This is a genomic window from Cellulomonas xiejunii, from assembly GCF_024508315.1.
Lineage (GTDB): Bacteria > Actinomycetota > Actinomycetes > Actinomycetales > Cellulomonadaceae > Cellulomonas > Cellulomonas xiejunii.
In genome coordinates, this window is record NZ_CP101987.1 from 1,329,658 (window position 1) to 1,347,280 (window position 17,623).

A 17,623-nucleotide genomic window follows, 5' to 3' on the forward strand; every position below is an offset into this window, starting at 1 on the left:
CCCGAGCACGGCCGGCGGCCGGTGACCCCGACGGGGGTCACCGGCCGCTTTCGTGTCCAACCTCTTGCGCCCCTCCAGAGACGCGATATAGCGTGACGTCATCACACGACATATCGCGTTGGAGGTACGGATGTCCACGGAATCCTGGGTCGTCGCCGGCCCGCAGGTCATCGAGGTCGACGACGTCCGCGCGCTGCGCGTCGGACTGGTCGGCGGACGGGTGGACGTCGTCGCGCACGACGACCCCGACGCACGCGGAGCCCGGCTGGAGGTGCACCGCGTCGACGGGCGCCCGCTCGAGGTCACGCTCAGCGACGGTGAGCTGCGCGTGGGCTACAGCTTCACGCTGGGGGGCTGGGAAGGCTTCGTCGAGAAGTTCCGCAACTTCCAGGACAAGGACCGCGCCGACGTGCACATCGCCGTGCCGCGCGGCGTCCTCGCCAAGGTCGCGACCGTCAGCGCCGACGGCCTGGTCGCCGGTCTGCGGCAGGACGTGTCGGTCTCGACCGTCTCGGGCTCGGCCGTCGTCGACGACGTGCGCGGCAGGCTGTCGACCAACTCCGTGTCCGGGGAGATGGTCGTGCGCCGCCACGACGGTGACCTGCGCTTCAACACCGTCTCGGGTGAGCTCGCCGCGTCGGGGGACCTGACGCTCGTGCAGGGGAACTCCGTGTCCGGGGCCGTCTCGCTCGACGTGGGTGCCGGCACCTCCTCGCTGACCGTCACGACCGTCTCGGGCGACCTGACCGTGCGGATCCCGGACGGCGCGGGCCTGCAGGTGCGCGCGCAGTCCGTGTCCGGACGGCTGGTCATCGACGGCCGGGAGCACAAGGGCGCCGGGCCCGGTCACCGCTCGGTCGACCTCGACGCCGGCGAGGGTGGGGCCTTCCTCTCGGCGACCACCGTCACCGGGCACGTCACCGTGCTGCGGGCCCCCGTCGCCGACGCGGTGCCGGACGACGCGGTGCCGGACGACGCGGTGCCGGGCGACGCGGTGCCGAGTGGTGCCACCGGCGACGACGCGGTGCGCTTCGGCGCGCCGGCGGACGACGTCGCCGACGCCCCCGTCGACGGGTCCCGCTGATGGCCCAGGTCTTCGCGCACGGCCAGCTGCGGCTCTACCTCCTGGCGCTGCTGGAGGACGGTCCCCGGCACGGCTACGAGCTCATCACCGCGCTCAGCGACCGCTTCGGTGGCACCTATCGGCCCAGCGCCGGCACGGTCTACCCGCGCCTGGCGCGCCTCGAGGAGGAGGGCCTGGTGCGCCGGTCCGACGACGGTCGCAAGGCGACGTACACGTTGACGGACGTCGGCCGCGCCGAGCTCGACGCGCGCCGCGGCGACCTGGCCCACCTCGAGGCCTCGATCGCCGAGACGGTGCGAGCACAGGCGTCCCAGGTGCGTCAGGACGTGCAGGCCGCCATGCGCGGCCTGAGAGCGGACCTGACGTCCGCGGCGCAGCGCGCACGCGACGGTGCCCACCCGGTGGCGGGGGAGCCCGACCCCCAGCGCACGGCGTCGCACCGGCGCCGGGTCGAGGCGGACGCGATCGTCCGGCGGTTCAGCGACGAGGTGCGCGCCGACCTGCGCCGGGCGGACGTCGCGGCAGGTGTCGACGAGCTCACGGTCGAGACGCTGCGCACCGTGCTCGACACCGCGCTGCGGACGATGCGCGCGACGCTGCGCTAGGACGTCGTGCGCCGGGGCGACCGCGTCAGGTCGCCGCGAGGTGCGTCGCCTGGCGGACCGCACGGCGGCGGCGCGCGCGACCCGTCCACGCGCGCGCGCCGCCCGCGGACACCGCTCCGACGGCGGCCCACACGGCCATCCCGGTACCGGGGAAGCCCGCCACGAGCAGCACCGCGGCACCCAGGACTGCCCCCGTCGCCGCGAACGCGGCGACGTGCCGCCACTCGGACGGGTGCCGGCGCATGAGGCGGGCCGTCAGCATCCCGCCGGGCCAGCCGAGCGCGAGCAGCGCGGCCAGGTGCATGCCGTACATGAGGGCGACGATCACCGCGAAGCTCTCGGCGTCGACGAGGTCGTCGCTCGTCGGCTGCTCGAGTGCGAGGTAGCCGCCGTACAGGACGACCGCGCCGGCCAGCAGGATCACCGCAGCGCGCGCGCAGACCTCGAGCACGGCCCCGGGTCCCAGCACCGTGGTGGTGGGCCAGGGCGCGGTCGCGACGTCGACGGGTGGTGTGCCGGGTGAGGGCTCAGGCGTCATCGGGCAGGCCGAGCCACGTCCGCCAGCCGGTGTGCAGCACGAGCCACGCCATGAGGCCGTAACCGGCCTGGCCCGGGAGGTGCTGCGGCGACGTGGCCATGTCGGCGAGCCACTGGTCGTGCGCGGCGAGGGGCGAGTACATGTCCACGAAGGGCACGCGTCGCCGCGCGGCGACGTCACCGAGCGCGGCGGACAGCTCGGCCAGCCGGTCGCCGTCGTGGGGCGCGCCCGGGGGAGGCCCCACGACGAAGGCGGGGATGCGGCGCTGGTCGGCGACGTCCAGCACGTTGGCCAGGTTTAGGCGGCTGCGCGCGAGCGACAGGCCTGCTGCGATGTCCGCGCGGCCGAGTGCCACCACGAGCCGGTTGTCCGCGTGCGGCGTCAGGCGGCGGGACACCTCGGCGTCCCACCTGCCTCCCAGGTCGGTGCTCGTCTCGCCGGGGACGGCGAGCGTGAGGACCGTCAGCGGCTCCGGGGTCGGCGTGCGTGCGGCGACGCGTCCGACCCACCCGAGGCCCTTGGGGTCGCCGGCGCCGGCCACCAGCTCGTCCCCCACGACCGCGAGGCGCAGCGGCAGCTCGCCCACGCACATCACCCCTGCCCATGCCCGCAGCGCCGGGCCGTCCGGTGCCTGCTGGGCCACAGTCTCTCAGGCGGGAGGAGCGTAATCGCGCCGTTCCGGCCCCGGATGGCGGCCGTGTCGTGGCCCGGTCGCGGGCGCGCGAGGGATCAACGGGAGAAGACGTGCATGACGGGCGTGCTGTCGCCGTCCTGCGGGTGGGAGCGCGGCGGCTCCCGGTGACCGAGGCCGTCGTCCCGGACGGCGCGGGTCAGGCCTCCGAGGGCGGCGGCGACGGCCAGGAGCGTGAGGATGAGCCAGAGGATGTCCATGGCAGAAATGCTTCATGCGTACAGATCGCGCCACGAGTGGCAGAAGTGACGGTGATCGTTGAAATCCCGCCACGCGCGTGCGACCGTGGACCATGCTCCGGAGCGTCGCCGTCCTCGTCCTGCCGCACGCCGCCGCCTTCGAGCTGGGCACCGCCTGCGAGGTCTTCGGCATCGACCGTTCCGACACCGGTGGCCCCACCTTCGACTTCCGCGTCTGCGCTCCGACGCCCGGTGCCGTCATGCCGACGAAGGGCGGCTTCTCCATCGTCGTCGAGCACGGTCTGGAGGCGACACGCGACGCCGATCTCGTCGTCGTGCCCGCGTACGGGATGCCTGCGGCAGCCGTTCCGCCGCAGGTCCTGCAGGCCCTGCGGGACGCGCACGCGCGCGGCGCCTGGATCCTGTCGATCTGCAGCGGCGCGTTCGCGCTGGGGGAGGCCGGCCTGCTGGACGGCCGGCGCTGCACGACGCACTGGATGCACGCGGCGGCGCTCGCCGCCCGGTTCCCGGCGGCGACGGTCGACCCCGACGTGCTGTTCGTCGAGGACGACCGCGTCATCACGGGGGCCGGGACGGCCGCCGGCATCGACGCGTGCCTGCACCTCGTCCGCCGCGAGCTCGGCGCCGCGGCCGCCACCAGCGTCGCCCGGCGGATGGTCGTCCCGCCCCAGCGGGACGGTGGCCAGGCCCAGTACGTGGACACGCCGCTGCCCCCGGTGGCCGACACCCTCGCGCCGCTGCTCACGTGGATGCTGGAGCACCTCGACGAGGAACTCGGGGTCCCGAGCCTCGCGGCGCGAGCCCTGATGTCCCAGCGCACGTTCGCGCGCAGGTTCCGGGCCGAGACGGGCGTCACCCCGGCCGCGTGGGTCGCACGTCAGCGCGTCGCCCGGGCCCAGGAGCTGCTCGAACGCACCGACGTCCCTGTCGAGGAGGTGGCCAGGCGCTGCGGGTTCGGCACGGCCGCGCTCCTGCGCCACCACTTCGCCCGCACGCTCGGGACGACGCCGCTGGCCTACCGCCGCCGGTTCGCCTGCGCGCCCCGCGGGGAGGAGGCTGACGTCCCCGGCGAGCGGGCGTCCTGACCGCCCGGAGCGAGGTGCGCGGGCCGCTCCTCGGCACGGACGGCGACGGGGCCGGACCGCCTCCGTCGTGGAGGTACGGTCCGGCCCCGTGGCTCAGCGGTGGCCGTGGCTCAGCGCGCGAACGCCGCCTCGATCAGCGCGCTCTGCTCGGCAGCGTGCTTCTTGGCCGACCCGGCCGCCGGCGAGGCCGACTCGGGGCGGGAGGCGACCTGGACGTCGCGCCCGACGATCTGCGGCAGGTGCGTGGACATGAACGTCCACGGGCCCTGGTTGCGCGGCTCGTCCTGCACCCACACCACCTCGGCGTCGCCGTAGGGCGCGAGCGCCTCGCTGATGGCCTCGGGCTCGAGGGGGTAGAGCTGCTCGAACCGCACGATCGCGGTCCGCTGGTCCCCGGTGGACACCCGGTGCGCGAGCAGGTCCCAGTAGACCTTGCCCGAGCACAGCAGCACCCGGGTCACCTGGTCCGCCTTGGCGGCGGCGAGGTCGTCGCCCACCACCGTGCGGAACGTGCCGGACGTGAAGTCCTGCACGTCGGACGTCGCGGCCTTGAGGCGCAGCATCGACTTCGGGGTGAAGACGACGAGCGGACGGCGGGGGCGCTGGTAGGCCTGACGACGCAGCAGGTGGAAGTGCGACGCGGGCGTCGACGGCTGGGCGATCGTCATGTTGTCCTCGGCCGCCAGCTGCAGGAACCGCTCGATCCGGGCCGACGAGTGGTCCGGCCCCTGGCCCTCGTAGCCGTGCGGCAGCAGCAGCACCACCGACGAGCGCTGCGCCCACTTCTGCTGCGCGGAGGAGATGAACTCGTCGATGACGGTCTGCGCGCCGTTGACGAAGTCCCCGAACTGCGCCTCCCACAGCACCAGCGCGTCGGGGCGCTCCACGGAGTAGCCGTACTCGAAGCCGAGGGCGGCGTACTCCGACAGCGAGGAGTCGTAAGCCCAGAACTTCGCCTGGTCACCCGAGAGGTAGAGCAGCGGGGTCCACTCGGCCCCCGTCTCGCGGTCGTGCAGCACGGCGTGGCGCTGGACGAACGTGCCGCGGCGGGAGTCCTGCCCCGCGAGCCGCACGGGCGTGCCCTCGATGAGCAGGGAGCCGAACGCGAGGATCTCGCCGTAGCCCCAGTCGATGCCGCCCTCGCGGCTCATGCGCTCGCGCTTCTCCAGGAGCTGGGCGAGCTTCGGGTGGACCGTGAAGCCCTCGGGCGGGCTCACGTGGGCCTGGCCGATGCGGTGCAGGACCGACGCCGGCACGGCGGTCTGCCAGCCGACCATGACGCCGGCGTCCTCCTGCTGCGACTCCGGGCGCTCCAGGCCCGCGACCGTCTCGACGTCCGCCGGCGGGAGTGTCCAGCCGTCCTCGCGCGTCTCGCTGAACACGCGCTCGAGCTGCGACTGGTAGTCGCGCAGAGCCTGCTCTGCCTCCTCGATCGTGATGTCGCCGCGCGCCACGAGGGTCTCGGTGTAGATCTTGCGCACCGAGCGCTTGGCCTCGATGAGGTTGTACATCAGCGGCTGCGTCATCGAGGGGTCGTCGCCCTCGTTGTGGCCGCGGCGGCGGTAGCAGACCATGTCGATGATGACGTCGCGGTCGAACTGCTCGCGGTACTCGAACGCCAGCTCGGCGACCCGCACGACGGCCTCGGGGTCGTCGCCGTTGACGTGGAAGATCGGGACCTGCAGGCCCTTGGCCACGTCCGTCGCGTACTGCGACGAGCGCGACGACGACGGGCCGGTCGTGAACCCGACCTGGTTGTTGACGATCACGTGGATCGTGCCGCCCGTGCGGTAGCCCCGCAGCTGTGACAGGTTCAGCGTCTCGAACACGACGCCCTGGCCCGCGAACGCCGCATCGCCGTGGATGAGGATCGGCAGCACGGAGAACCCGTCGCCGCCCAGGTCGATGAGGTCCTGCTTGGCACGGACGATGCCCTCGAGGACCGGGTCCACGGCCTCGAGGTGCGACGGGTTCGCCGCGAGGTACACGTCGGTCGTCGCACCGGACTCGGCCGTGAAGACGCCTTCCGTGCCGAGGTGGTACTTCACGTCGCCCGAGCCCTGGACCGACTTCGGGTCCTGGTTGCCCTCGAACTCGCTGAAGATCTGCCCGTACGACTTGCCGGCGATGTTCGCCAGCACGTTGAGGCGTCCGCGGTGCGCCATGCCGATGCCGACCTCGTCGAGACCGCCGTTGGCGGCCTTCGACAGGATCGCGTCGAGCAGCGGGATGAGGGACTCGCCGCCCTCGAGCGAGAACCGCTTCTGGCCGACGAACTTGGTCTGCAGGAAGGTCTCGAACGCCTCGGCGGCGTTGAGCCGACGCAGGATCCGCAGCTGGTCCTCACGCGGGGTGCGGGCGTAGCCGGACTCCAGGCGCTCCTGCAGCCAGCGGCGCTGGCGGGGGTCCTGCAGGTGCATGTACTCGGCACCCACCGTGCGGCAGTACGAGTCGCGCAGCAGGCCGAGGACGTCGCGCAGGGTCGCGCGCGTCTTGCCGGTGAAGCCTCCGGTCGGGAACGTGCGGTCCAGGTCCCACAGCGTCAGGCCGTGGTTCTGCACGTCGAGGTCCGGGTGCTTGCGCTGGCGGTACGCCAGCGGGTCCGTCTCCGCCATGAGGTGCCCGCGTGAGCGGTACGCGTGGATGAGCTCGGCGATGCGCGCGGGCTTGACCGCCTCGGCGTCCGGGTCGTGGTTCGCGTCACGGACCCAGCGCACGGGCTCGTACGGGACGCGCAGCGAGGCGAAGACGCGGTCGTAGAAGCCGTCCTCGCCCATGAGCTTGCGCGCCAGGATGCGCAGGAAGTCGCCCGACTGCGCGCCCTGGATGATCCGGTGGTCGTACGTCGAGGTGATCGTCAGGACCTTCGAGACGCCCATGCGGTTGAGCTGCTCGTCCGACGTCCCCGCGAACTCGGCGGGGTAGTCCATCGCTCCGACGCCGACGATCGTGCCCTGGCCCTGCATGAGGCGCGGCACCGAGTGGACCGTGCCGATCGTGCCCGGGTTGGTCAGCGAGATCGTCGTCCCGGCGAAGTCCTCGACCGTCAGCTTGTTGTTGCGGGCGCGGCGCACGACGTCCTCGTACGCGGTCCAGAACTGCGCGAAGTCGAGCGTGTCCGCCTTCTTGATCGACGGCACGAGGAGCTGGCGGGTGCCGTCGGGCTTGGCCAGGTCGATCGCGAGGCCGAGGTTGACGTGCGCGGGCGCGAGGACGCCCGGCTTGCCGTCGACGAGCGTGTACGAGGCGTTCATCGCGGGCATCTCGCGCACGGCCTCGACCAGCGCGAACCCGATGAGGTGCGTGAACGACACCTTGCCGCCACGACCGCGGGCCAGGTGGTTGTTCACGACGATGCGGTTGTCGACCATGAGCTTGGCCGGGATGGCACGCACCGACGTGGCGGTCGGCACCTCGAGCGACGACTCCATGTTCGTCACGACGCGAGCGGCGGGACCGCGCAGCTTCTGCACGTCGTCGACCGGGCGGACGACGTCCGGTGCGTCGGTGCGGCGCGTCGCGACCTCCGCGTACGGCGCGGTGGCGGGCTGGGCGGTCGCGACCGGCGAGGGCGTCACCTCCACGGCCGGTGCCGCGGCCGTGTCGACCCGGGGCGCACCGGCCGTCGGCGCGGCGGCGGGCGTCGCGGCGGCGGGCGGTGCGCTGCTCGACGGCGCAGGTGCCGTGGGCGCGGCAGCAGGAGCCGCCTGCCCCGGCGGTGCGGACCTGGTGACGTCACCGTTGGTCGCAGCACCCGTCGTCTCGGGCTTGTAGCCCTCGAAGAAGTCCCACCAGGCGGGGTCCACCGCGTTGCGGTCCTTCTGGTACTGCTCGTACAGCTCGTCGACCAGCCACTCGTTCGCACCGAAGTCGGCACGGGTGGAGTCTGACTGCGCGTTCTGCGTCACGCTGGGATCGCCCACTTCCGGTGCGCGGCTCGCAAACCGCGCCATCGCCAGTTCTGTTGATGACAACACTACGTGCTGCACGGGGTACGAGGCCCCTTGCGGGGGCGTGGTGGTCGTGATCTGTGCAGCCTCTTCACCCCGTTGACGCACCGGGGTCAACAGCCGCTAAAGCGGGCCTGGCGCGCGGCTCAAGGGCCGGTCGGCGGGAGCCCTGCGGCGTGGGACGCCGACGCGCGTGAGGCCGTCACACCGGCCGCCGCACGGCGGGCAGCCGCACCCGCATCGTGCAGCCCGACGCGGAGTCCGCGACGACGACCGACCCGCCGTGCAGCTCCACCGCCCACCGGACGATCGCCAGCCCCAGACCCGTGCCGCCCGTGGACCCCTGCCCGGTCAGCGCCGGGGTGTTGCCGCGCACGAAGCGCTCGAACACGTGCGCGCGCTGGTCCTGCGCGATGCCCGGGCCGTGGTCCACGACGTCGATCCGCACGTCGGCGCCGTCGCGGCGCGCCACGACGCGCACCTCGTCGTCCGCCGGTGAGTGCCGGGCGGCGTTCTGCAGGAGGTTCGCGATCACCTGGTGCAGCCGCTCCGGGTCCGCCGGGACCGTGAGGTCGACGGGCTCGACGTCGACCGTGAACCGCAGGCGCTTGTCCGCGCCGACCAGCGTCGCCTCGTCGGTCGCCTGCCGCAGCAGCTCGCCGACGTGCACCTCCTCGATCCGCAGCGCCATCGCACCCGCCTCGACGCGCGACAGGTCGAGCAGCGACGACACCAGGCGCGAGAGCCGCTCGGTCTGCGCCAGCGCGACCGCGAGCGTCGCGGGATCGGGCTCGCTGACCCCGTCGACCATGTTCTCCAGCTGGGCCTGCAGCGCGGTCACGGGCGTGCGCAGCTCGTGCGAGACGTTCGCGACGAGCTCGCGGCGGAACGTGTCGAGGTGCTCGAGGTCGTCGGCCATCGTGTTGAACGCCTCGGCGAGCTGCCCGACCTCGTCGCGGCTGGTGGAGCGCACCCGGCGGCTGTAGTCGCCCCCGGCCATCGCGCGCGCCGCCTCGGTCATCTCGCGCAGCGGCGACGTCATGCCGCGCGCGAGGATCTGGGTGACGATCAGGGACAGCACGATGGCGAGCGGCAGCGTGCGGCTCGGCCCCAGCGCCCGGCCGTAGCCCACCCAGATCACGAACGCGGCGAGGGTCACCGTCGCGGCCACCAGGACGCCCAGCTTCATCTTGATGCTGCGCAGCGGGTCGAGCGGCCGCACGTCCGGCAGCCGCCAGCGGTCGGCGTCGCCGCGCGCGTGCCTGGCGTGCGGCTCCGGAGGGGACGTCACGGGCTCTCGTCCGCCTCGTCGGCGCCGTCCCCGGCCGGCTCGTACGCGTAGCCGACCCCGTGGACCGTGCGGATCAGGTCCGGCCCGAGCTTGCGGCGCAGCGCCTTGATGTGCGAGTCGACCGTGCGGGTGCCGCTCGCGTCCACCCAGTCCCACACGTCGGCGAGCAGCCGCTCGCGGGTCAGGACGGTGCGCGGTGACGACGCGAGCGTCAGCAGGAGGTCGAACTCCGTCGGGGTCAGGTGCACCTCGGTGCCCGCCCGCTGGACACGTCGCTGCGCGCTGTCGATGGTGACGTCCCCCACGACCAGCGGCGGTTCCGGCTGCTGGACGGTGGCCAGCTCGGCGGCGCGTGCGGCGCGCTCGGTGCGGCGCAGCAGCACCTTGGTGCGGGCCACGAGCTCGCGCATCGAGAACGGCTTCGTCATGTAGTCGTCGGCGCCGACACCGAGGCCGACGAGCATGTCGGTCTCGTCGTCCCGGGCGGTCAGCATGAGGACGGGGACGGGGCGCTCGGCCTGGATCTGCCGGCAGACCTCGAGCCCGTCGATCCCGGGCAGCATGACGTCGAGCACCACGACGTCGGGCTGCAGGCGGCGCGCGGCGGCGACGCCCGCGTGACCGTCGCCGACGGCCTCGACGGTCCAGCCCTCGGCGGTGAGCCGGTGCACGATGGCCTGGGCGATGGCGGGCTCGTCCTCCACGACGAGGACGGTGGTGACGCCCGGGCGCGACACGGTGGTGACCATGGGGCCAGCGTGGCACATGGACCTGCGGCCAGTCCCGGTGAGGACTCGCACGTCGCTGGACTGTCCGTAGGATGTGCCCACCATGAGCAGCTCAAGTCGCTGCCGGCATCGTGTCCCGTCCCGCTCCCGCCGCACCCCGTGTGCGAGCCTGCGAGCAGGGTCGGTCGTCCCGGGACGCGAGACCGCCGGCCCACCCCCGTCGTCCTCCGCACCGCCGGAGGCGCACCGCGCCGCCCGGTTCCCCCTCGGGGTGTCCCCGTGCTGACCGACTGGCTGCTCGTCGGTCTGGGCGTGCTCCTCACGGCCGGTACGGCGGTGTTCGTCGCCGCCGAGTTCGCGCTCGTCACGCTCGACCCCGGCCTCGTCGAGCGGCAGACCGCCCCGGACGACGCCCGGGGCGGCTCGGTGCTGCGTGCGCTGCGGCGCCTGTCCACGCAGCTCTCCGGTGCGCAGGTCGGGATCACGGTCACCACCGTGCTGCTCGGCTACACGACCCAGCCCGCCGTCGTCCGCCTGCTGGGGGTGCCGCTCGACGCGTCCGGCGTCAACCGCGCCCTGGCGGGGGCGATCGCGGCGGTGCTCGCGCTGCTGCTGGTCAACGGCTTCTCGATGCTGTTCGGTGAGCTCGTCCCGAAGAACTTCGCGATCGCCCGGCCGCTGGGCACCGCGCGGGTCGTCGCCCCGCTGCAGCTCGGCTTCACCACGGCGCTGCGGCCCGTGATCTCGGTGACCAACGGCACCGCCAACGCGCTGCTGCGGCGGGTGGGCGTCGAGCCGCGCGAGGAGCTCTCGGGTGCGCGCTCCCCGGCCGAGCTGGCGTCGCTCGTGCGTCGCTCCGCCGCGCAGGGCACGCTCGACCAGGCCACCGCGACGCTGCTGACCAACTCGATCGACTTCTCCACCCTCACGGCCGTCGACGTGATGACCGACCGCACTCGCCTCGTCGTCGTGCGTCGGGACGACTCCGCCGCCGACGTCATGGCGCTCGCGCGCCAGACGGGTCACTCCCGGTTCCCCGTGATCGGCGACTCCGTGGACGACGTCGTGGGGTTCGTCCACCTGCGCAAGGCCATGGCCGTGCCCTACGAGCGGCGCGCCGACGTCCCCGCCGCCGCCCTCATGGTGGACGCCCCGCGCGTCCCTGAGACGGTCGGGCTCGGCCCGCTGCTCGTCGACCTGCGGGCGCAGGGCCTGCAGATGGCCGTCGTCGTCGACGAGTACGGCGGGACCTCGGGTGCCGTCACGCTGGAGGACGTCGTCGAGGAGCTCGTGGGGGAGGTGGCCGACGAGCACGACCGCTCGCGCGGGCAGCTCGCCCGGCAGGCGGACGGCTCGTGGGTGCTGCCCGGGGTGACCCGCCCCGACGAGCTGCACGAGGCGACCGCGCTGCGTGTCCCCGAGGACGGCCCGTGGGAGACCCTCGGTGGGCTGCTGATGGCACGGCTCGGTCGCGTGCCGGTCGAGGGCGACGAGGTCGTCGAGGGCCGTGTCGTCCTGCGCGTCGAACGCATGGACGGTCGTCGCGTCGAGCGGGTGCGCGTGAGCGAGCTGCAGGCCGACGGGGGTGAGGCGTGATGGACAGCACCGTCGCCCTCGTCCTGGCCGTCGTCCTGCTCGCCGCCAACGCGTTCTTCGTCGGCGCGGAGTTCGCGCTCATGTCCGCCCGCCGGTCGTCGGTCGAGCCGCTGGCCGAGGCGGGTGACCGTCGTGCCGTCACCGTGCTGTGGGCCATGGAGCACGTGTCGCTCATGCTCGCGGCCGCCCAGCTCGGCATCACGGTCTGCTCGACCAGCCTGGGGCTGGTCGCCGAGCCCGCGATCGCCCACCTCATCGAGACGCCGCTGCACGCGCTGGGGGTCCCCGACGCGTTCACGCACCCGATCGCCTTCGTCATCGCGCTGCTGGTCGTCGTCTACCTGCACGTCGTGCTGGGCGAGATGGTGCCCAAGAACCTCGCCGTGGCGGGGCCCGACCGTGCCGTGCTGCTGTTCGGGCCGCCCCTGGTGTGGGTCGCGCGGGTGATGCGGCCGGTCATCGTCGCGCTGAACTGGCTCGCGAACCACGTCCTGCGCGCGTTCCGCGTCGAGCCCCAGGACGAGGTCGCGTCGGCGTTCACGGTCGAGGAGGTGCAGTCGATCGTGGAGCGCTCGCAGGCGGAGGGTCTGCTGGCCGACGAGCAGGGCCTGCTCGCGGGTGCCATCGAGTTCTCGGACCGCACGGCGGCGGAGGTCATGGTCCCGGTCGCCGACCTGGTGACCGTCGACGGTGCGAGCACGCCGGACGACATCGAGCACCTGGTCGCGCGTACCGGCTTCAGCCGGTTCGTGGTCATCGACGGCGACGGCCGGCCGACGGGCTACCTGCACATCAAGGACGTGCTCTACGCCGACGACGCGTCGCGGGTCCTTCCGGTGCCGTCGTGGCGCGTGCGCACGCTCGCGGTGGTCCGGCCGCAGGACGAGGTCGAGACCGCGCTCGAGGCGATGCAGCGGTCGGGCTCGCACCTGGCGCGCGTCGACGAGGATGGCCGGACCACCGGGGTGGTCTTCCTCGAGGACATCCTCGAGGAGCTCGTGGGTGAGGTGCGGGACGCGATGCAGCGGGGCCAGCTGCGCTGACCGAGGGGGTGCAGGGCGCACCCCGAACGGTTGCGGGCGGTGCGGCGTTGTGCTCCGCCACGTGGAGGATGTGTGCGCGCACGGCGTGTTGCACGGCGTGTCGCGGGTCACGCAGGTCCCACCCCCTCTCTGTGACCTCTTCGGGTCTTGGAGTCCGCCGCCCCAGGCCGTTATGGTTCCGTGACCGCATCGGGGGGCCGATGTCACGCGGGACGAGCTGAGAGGCGGAGGTGTCGTGGGATCCCACCGAGCGGAGCCGACGACACGCACGCGCCGAGACCGGCGCTCGGGCCCTGGCACCGACGCCATCCCCGTTCCGGTCGCCGGCACGCCCGTGACGGAGGGCATGCGCCCGCCGGTCGCGGTCGACGCGCCGCGGCGGCGCTCCACCCGGGTGCTCGGGCGTTGTGGTGTCCTGGCCGCGCTCGTGGCGGTGACGGTGGTCGTCCCGATCTCCCAGGGTCTGGCCGACGGCGAGATCGTGGCCGGGCCCCAGGAGCCCGACCCGCGGCTGCCCTCGACGGTCACCGCGCTCACGGCGATCCCGCTCTCCGACCTGCCGCCGACCCCGCTGGTCTCCGCCGACGGCACCTCGCGACTGCGCGCGCTGGCGGAGGTCTCCCGCGACGCCGAGCGCTCGGCGCTGCCCGGGTGCGACGGGTCGGTGCGCGCCGCGGGTGAGAACGGCCTGCTGGCGACCAAGGACCTGTGCACGCTGTGGGACGGGCGCACGCAGATGCGCGCCGACGCAGCCGTCGCCCTCGCCGAGCTCAACGAGGCGCACGTCGCGCGCTTCGGCACCGACCTCTGCGTGGTCTCGGGGTACCGGACGCTCGCGCAGCAGCGGTCCGTGAAGGCGCAGAAGGGCGGCATGGCCGCCACGCCGGGCAAGAGCAACCACGGCTGGGGCCTCGCGATGGACTTCTGCTCCATCGAGACGTCGGGCGCCCGGTGGACGTGGCTCAACGACAACGGCCCGACCTTCGGCTGGGAGCAGCCGAACTGGGCGGTCCGGGGCGGGTCGGGGCCCTACGAGCCCTGGCACTGGGAGTACACCAAGGGCGTCAAGGCCGACGGCGAGTTCTACGGCTGACGGACCGGCGGACCCGCGCAGCGGACCCGCCGGTCGGCGCCTCTCAGCGCAGGCTCATGCCCCAGCGCACCCGGTGGGACGCACCCGGCTCGATCTCGACGAGGCGGTCGCCCGTGCGGAACGCGTCCGCGACGCACGTCATGGGCTCGACGGCCACGCCGCGGCGTTCGATGCCCGGGAGCCCGTCGCCCGTGCACACCTGCCAGGCCGGCAGCGTCGCGTCCGCCCACACGGCGACCGTGCGGTCGTCCGCTCCCGTGAGGCGCGCCCACGTCAGACCGTCCTCGTCGGGCGTCACGTCGACCCACGCGTCGTCCAGGCTCACGCCCGCGAGCGGGCGTCCGCCGCGCAGGTCGAAGCTGCCGGAGACGGCCTGCGTGCCCGTGGGCAGCAGCCGCTCGTCCACGGTGACGCGTCGCGCGGCGTCGAGCTCGAGGGTGCACGCGTCGACGGGGCCGGGGCCGGGGGAGAGCCACGGGTGGAACCCGACGCCGTACGGGGCCACGTCCGACCCGAGGTTGGTCGCCTCGACGGTGACGGTCAGCCCGTCGTCCGCCAGCGCGTACGTGACGTCGAGGCGCAGGGGCCACGGGTACCCGGGGACGGGCACGAGGTCGTGGCGCAGCGTGACGGCGTCGTCCGCGACGTCGACCGCCGCGAACCGCTCGTACGACACCAGGCCGTGCAGCGCCGTGAGGCGCTCGTGCTCCGTCAGGGGCACCTCGTAGGTGACGCCGCGGAAGCGGTAGGTGGCGTCGCGCAGCCGGTTGGGCCAGGGGGCCAGCACCGCACCGGAGAACGCGGGCGCGATCGAGTCGACCGCGAAGGGCAGGACGACGTCGCGGTCACCCACGCGGTACTCGCGCAGGCTCGCGGCGACGGACGTGACGACGGCGACCTGGTCGGCGTGCCGCAGCACGTGCTGGTCACCTGTGGGGGGAGGTGTGTTCACGCTCCCAACCTAGTCGCGCAGCGGGCACGGGCCGCGGGACCCGCCGCACGGCCGGGTCGGGTCCGCCGGGTGTCGGTGCGGGCTCGTGCGGTCGGCGAGCCGTCCCGCGGCGACGCGCGGGGACGAAGGGCCCTCGTCGTCGGACCTGCGTCGGCGATGATCCGGGGATGGAGCACCGTCGCCCCGCCAGCCCTGACCTGCCGCGTCGCACGCCCGAGGAGGTCGGCGTCCCGTCGGCCGCGCTGCTCGCCCTCGTCGACGCCCTCGACGCCCACGACGAGACGCACTCCGTCATGGTCGTGCGCAGGGGTGCCGTCGTCGCCGAGGGGTGGTGGGACCCGTACCGCCCGGACCTCCCGCACGACCTGTACTCGCTGTCGAAGACGTTCACCGCGATCGCCCTGGGCCTCGCCCGGCAGGAGGGCCTGCTGACCTTCGACGACCCGGTGCTGTCGTTCTTCCCCGACGAGGCGCCCGCCGAGCCGTCCGCGCACCTCGCCGCCATGCGGGTGCGCGACCTGCTCACGATGCGCACCGGGCACCACGAGGACACGAGCGCGAGGACCTTCGAGCACGAGGACTTCGCGCGCGCGTTCCTCGCGCTGCCGGTCGAGCACGAGCCGGGCACGTGGTTCGTCTACAACACGGCCGCGACCTACATGCTGTCCGCCATCCTCACGCGGCTCACCGGGCAGCGTCTGGTCGACTACCTGGAGCCGCGCCTGTTCGCCCCGCTGGGGATCACGGGCGCGACGTGGGAGCAGTGCCCGCGCGGCGTGGACACGGGCGGGTTCGGGCTCGCGGTCCGCACGCGTGACATCGCGGCGCTGGGCGTGCTGCTCGCGCAGGACGGCGTCTGGGACGGCGTCCGTCTGCTGCCCGAGGGGTGGGTCGCCGAGGCGACGGCCGACGGTGCGCCGGTGGTGCCGGACCCGGGTGCCGACGCAGCCGCGGCGCCCGAGCCGGGTGGCGACGGGCCGCCGGAGTGGCACCAGGGGTACGGCTACCAGATCTGGCGATGCCGCCACGGCGCCTTCCGCGGCGACGGCGCGTTCGGCCAGTTCTGCGTGGTCGTCCCTGAGCACGACCTGGTCGTCGCGATCACCTCCGGGGACATGGACATGCAGGGGGTCCTCGACCGGGTGTGGGACGTGCTGCCGCAGCTGTCCCACGATGCGCTGGCACCGGATCCCGGTGCGCACGAGGCGCTCACGCGTCGGCTCGCGGGCCTGGCGCACGCTGCGCCCGCGCAGGACGTGGGTGACGGCGTGCCGTCGCTCGTGGGACGTGAGCTCGTCCTGGAGCGGTCGCTGGGGCCGGTGCGGGGACTGCGCATCGACGTGGGGGCCGACGAGGACACCGTGCTGGTGCGCACCTCCGGCGACGACGTCGTTCTCCGCGTGGGGCACGGCACGTGGGTCGAGCAGACGACCACGCCGCCCAGCGAGCACGGGGGACCGCCGCGCGAGCTGCTCACGCTGGCGTCGGCCGACCGCCCCGGGCCCGGGGAGTACCGGGTCACCGTGCGCGCCGTCACGACCCCGTTCCGGTGGACCGCGACGGTACGGGTCGGTCCCGACGGCGCTGCGACGCTGACCGCCGAGCAGAACGTGGGCTACGACCGCACGTCGTCGGGGGAGATCCCGCTGCGCGTCGACGCCTGAGCCGCGCCCTGGCGGGTCGGACGGACGGGTGTCACCCGTCCGCTGCGCGGTACGCCCCCACAGGACGCGCGCCCGGGTAGCTGCTGCCGCCGCCCTCGCCTGTCGTCAGTTCACGACGTAGCGGCGTGGCACGTCTCGGGTCACACCTACCGGCCCCGAGACTGTGTGTACTCAGGATCTGCGCATGTCGAAGGAGCGGCCTCTTGGAAGCAACGGGATCGCGCTTCTCCCTCCAGTCGCTGCATGTCGCCGCGATGCAGGGAGAGGAAAAGCTGTCGCACGCGACCGCGTTCGCTGTCGAGTTCGAGGGCCGTCACTATTTGGTGACCAATCTGCACGTCGTCACCGGCCTGAACCAGGAGACGGGGACGTGGCTCTCGGGCTGCTCCCGCAATCGGCGACCCACGAGGTTGCTCATCAGTTGGCCGAGCTTCAACCGCACCCACCCTGACACCTCCGTCATGGACCTGTACGACGACGACCTCAAGCGGCTGTACTTCGGTGGGAACGGGATGATGGAAGGGGTGTACCCGTCGCGGGATGTCGCCCTCATCCCCGTCCCGGACACGCTGATGTACCAGGTGCAGGAAAGGGCATTCCGCCTCAAGCCCAATGACCACGTACCGCTCAGCGTGACGGACGCCGTCTACATCCTCGGATTCCCGGACAATGCGGCGTTGCTCCCTGGCGTGCCCGCGGTGTGGACGCGCGGCTCCGTGGCGTCCGAGCCCGATCTCGGGCGAGACCCTCTGCTCGTGGACGCGCGGACCCGCCCGGGACAGTCGGGTTCTCCTGTCATCGTCTACCGGCGCCAGTTTAGCCACGTCTCCGAAGGTGGCTACGGAGAGTCCTTCCCCGAGGCTGCCCGTCTCGTCGGGGTGTACAGCGGACGGACGAGCAACGACAGCGACCTGGGAAGGGTGTGGAGTACCGAGACGATCATTGAGGCGATCACCCACGGCTCCCACTGGAATCACTGACGGTTGTAGTTGGTGCCTGAAGGCTCAACTGAACCGCCCTGGCTTCAGTGGAGGCTCTGGTCTGCCCCGGGATCCCGGACGCCGGGCGGTTTGCCATCGGGGGGCAGGCGAAGTTGGCGACCA

General features: G+C 73.2%; 15 protein-coding genes. 8 read left to right on the forward strand and 7 right to left on the reverse strand.

All coding sequences use genetic code 11. The annotated features are described in order from the left end of the window. Positions 1-130 precede the first annotated feature (130 nt). Positions 131-1,084 (forward strand): DUF4097 family beta strand repeat-containing protein, encoded by a 954-nt coding sequence (locus NP048_RS06120; RefSeq protein WP_227577326.1) that lies wholly within the window; start codon positions 131-133, stop codon positions 1,082-1,084. Beyond that, positions 1,084-1,689, forward strand: coding sequence for a PadR family transcriptional regulator (locus NP048_RS06125; protein ID WP_227577327.1), 606 nt, complete (start codon positions 1,084-1,086; stop codon positions 1,687-1,689). The genes NP048_RS06120 and NP048_RS06125 overlap by 1 nt, the downstream gene beginning before the upstream one ends. Positions 1,690-1,714: 25 nt before the next feature. On the opposite strand, the gene NP048_RS06130 is transcribed toward NP048_RS06125, so the two are convergent. The 3 genes from NP048_RS06130 to NP048_RS06140 all read right to left on the reverse strand — a co-directional run bounded on the left by NP048_RS06130 (position 1,715) and on the right by NP048_RS06140 (position 3,118). Beyond that, a complete protein-coding gene (locus NP048_RS06130) occupies positions 1,715-2,227 on the reverse strand; it encodes a hypothetical protein (protein WP_227577328.1) in 513 nt (170 codons plus the stop codon). Next, complete coding sequence (locus tag NP048_RS06135; RefSeq protein ID WP_227577709.1) at positions 2,217-2,819, reverse strand: GDSL-type esterase/lipase family protein; 603 nt, start codon at positions 2,817-2,819, stop codon at positions 2,217-2,219. The genes NP048_RS06130 and NP048_RS06135 overlap by 11 nt, the downstream gene beginning before the upstream one ends. Positions 2,820-2,956: 137 nt before the next feature. Further along, positions 2,957-3,118, reverse strand: a complete 162-nt coding sequence (locus NP048_RS06140) for a hypothetical protein (protein ID WP_227577329.1) — start codon at positions 3,116-3,118, stop codon at positions 2,957-2,959. A 92-nt stretch (positions 3,119-3,210) separates the two neighbouring features. Here NP048_RS06140 and NP048_RS06145 point away from each other — a divergent pair, with 92 nt between their 5' ends. After that, positions 3,211-4,203, forward strand: a complete 993-nt coding sequence (locus NP048_RS06145) for a GlxA family transcriptional regulator (RefSeq protein ID WP_227577330.1) — start codon at positions 3,211-3,213, stop codon at positions 4,201-4,203. Between the two features lie 110 nt (positions 4,204-4,313). Here the strand turns inward: NP048_RS06145 and NP048_RS06150 are convergent, their stop codons facing one another. From NP048_RS06150 to NP048_RS06160, 3 genes are all read right to left on the reverse strand, one after another. Continuing rightward, positions 4,314-8,111, reverse strand: coding sequence for a multifunctional oxoglutarate decarboxylase/oxoglutarate dehydrogenase thiamine pyrophosphate-binding subunit/dihydrolipoyllysine-residue succinyltransferase subunit (locus NP048_RS06150; RefSeq protein ID WP_227577331.1), 3,798 nt, complete (start codon positions 8,109-8,111; stop codon positions 4,314-4,316). A 244-nt stretch (positions 8,112-8,355) separates the two neighbouring features. Beyond that, positions 8,356-9,444: a sensor histidine kinase gene (locus NP048_RS06155; protein WP_227577332.1), complete on the reverse strand. Its 1,089-nt coding sequence runs from the start codon at positions 9,442-9,444 to the stop codon at positions 8,356-8,358. Further along, positions 9,441-10,193 (reverse strand): response regulator transcription factor, encoded by a 753-nt coding sequence (locus NP048_RS06160; protein WP_227577333.1) that lies wholly within the window; start codon positions 10,191-10,193, stop codon positions 9,441-9,443. Before NP048_RS06160 ends, NP048_RS06155 begins: the two co-directional genes overlap by 4 nt. 258 nt (positions 10,194-10,451) lie before the next feature. Here NP048_RS06160 and NP048_RS06165 point away from each other — a divergent pair, with 258 nt between their 5' ends. From NP048_RS06165 to NP048_RS06175, 3 genes are all read left to right on the forward strand, one after another. Continuing rightward, entirely contained in the window at positions 10,452-11,768 is a 1,317-nt protein-coding gene (locus NP048_RS06165; RefSeq protein ID WP_227577334.1) for a hemolysin family protein, read from the forward strand. Then, the gene (locus NP048_RS06170) at positions 11,768-12,811 is read left to right on the forward strand and encodes a hemolysin family protein (RefSeq protein WP_227577335.1); all 1,044 of its coding nucleotides are present in this window, start codon (positions 11,768-11,770) and stop codon (positions 12,809-12,811) included. The genes NP048_RS06165 and NP048_RS06170 overlap by 1 nt, the downstream gene beginning before the upstream one ends. A 235-nt stretch (positions 12,812-13,046) precedes the next feature. Further along, complete coding sequence (locus NP048_RS06175) at positions 13,047-13,904, forward strand: M15 family metallopeptidase (protein ID WP_227577336.1); 858 nt, start codon at positions 13,047-13,049, stop codon at positions 13,902-13,904. A gap of 43 nt (positions 13,905-13,947) precedes the next feature. On the opposite strand, the gene NP048_RS06180 is transcribed toward NP048_RS06175, so the two are convergent. Next, the gene (locus tag NP048_RS06180; protein ID WP_227577337.1) at positions 13,948-14,856 is read right to left on the reverse strand and encodes an aldose 1-epimerase family protein; all 909 of its coding nucleotides are present in this window, start codon (positions 14,854-14,856) and stop codon (positions 13,948-13,950) included. A 167-nt stretch (positions 14,857-15,023) separates the two neighbouring features. Here NP048_RS06180 and NP048_RS06185 point away from each other — a divergent pair, with 167 nt between their 5' ends. Together NP048_RS06185 and NP048_RS06190 are read left to right on the forward strand one after the other, a co-directional pair. Then, the gene (locus NP048_RS06185; protein WP_227577338.1) at positions 15,024-16,520 is read left to right on the forward strand and encodes a serine hydrolase domain-containing protein; all 1,497 of its coding nucleotides are present in this window, start codon (positions 15,024-15,026) and stop codon (positions 16,518-16,520) included. Positions 16,521-16,723: 203 nt separating this feature from the next. Further along, entirely contained in the window at positions 16,724-17,500 is a 777-nt protein-coding gene (locus NP048_RS06190; protein ID WP_227577339.1) for a trypsin-like peptidase domain-containing protein, read from the forward strand. Positions 17,501-17,623 lie beyond the last annotated feature (123 nt).

What these genes read in the sequence shown, in the direction of transcription:
- NP048_RS06120 (WP_227577326.1), top strand. Translation starts at nt 131, where the DNA reads ATGTCCACGGAATCCTGGGTCGTCGCCGGCCCGCAGGTCATCGAGGTC.
- NP048_RS06125 (WP_227577327.1), top strand. Translation starts at nt 1,084, where the DNA reads ATGGCCCAGGTCTTCGCGCACGGCCAGCTGCGGCTCTACCTCCTGGCG.
- NP048_RS06130 (WP_227577328.1), bottom strand. Translation starts at nt 2,227, where the DNA reads ATGACGCCTGAGCCCTCACCCGGCACACCACCCGTCGACGTCGCGACC.
- NP048_RS06135 (WP_227577709.1), bottom strand. Translation starts at nt 2,819, where the DNA reads ATGTGCGTGGGCGAGCTGCCGCTGCGCCTCGCGGTCGTGGGGGACGAG.
- NP048_RS06140 (WP_227577329.1), bottom strand. Translation starts at nt 3,118, where the DNA reads ATGGACATCCTCTGGCTCATCCTCACGCTCCTGGCCGTCGCCGCCGCC.
- NP048_RS06145 (WP_227577330.1), top strand. Translation starts at nt 3,211, where the DNA reads ATGCTCCGGAGCGTCGCCGTCCTCGTCCTGCCGCACGCCGCCGCCTTC.
- NP048_RS06160 (WP_227577333.1), bottom strand. Translation starts at nt 10,193, where the DNA reads ATGGTCACCACCGTGTCGCGCCCGGGCGTCACCACCGTCCTCGTCGTG.
- NP048_RS06170 (WP_227577335.1), top strand. Translation starts at nt 11,768, where the DNA reads ATGGACAGCACCGTCGCCCTCGTCCTGGCCGTCGTCCTGCTCGCCGCC.
- NP048_RS06185 (WP_227577338.1), top strand. Translation starts at nt 15,024, where the DNA reads ATGGAGCACCGTCGCCCCGCCAGCCCTGACCTGCCGCGTCGCACGCCC.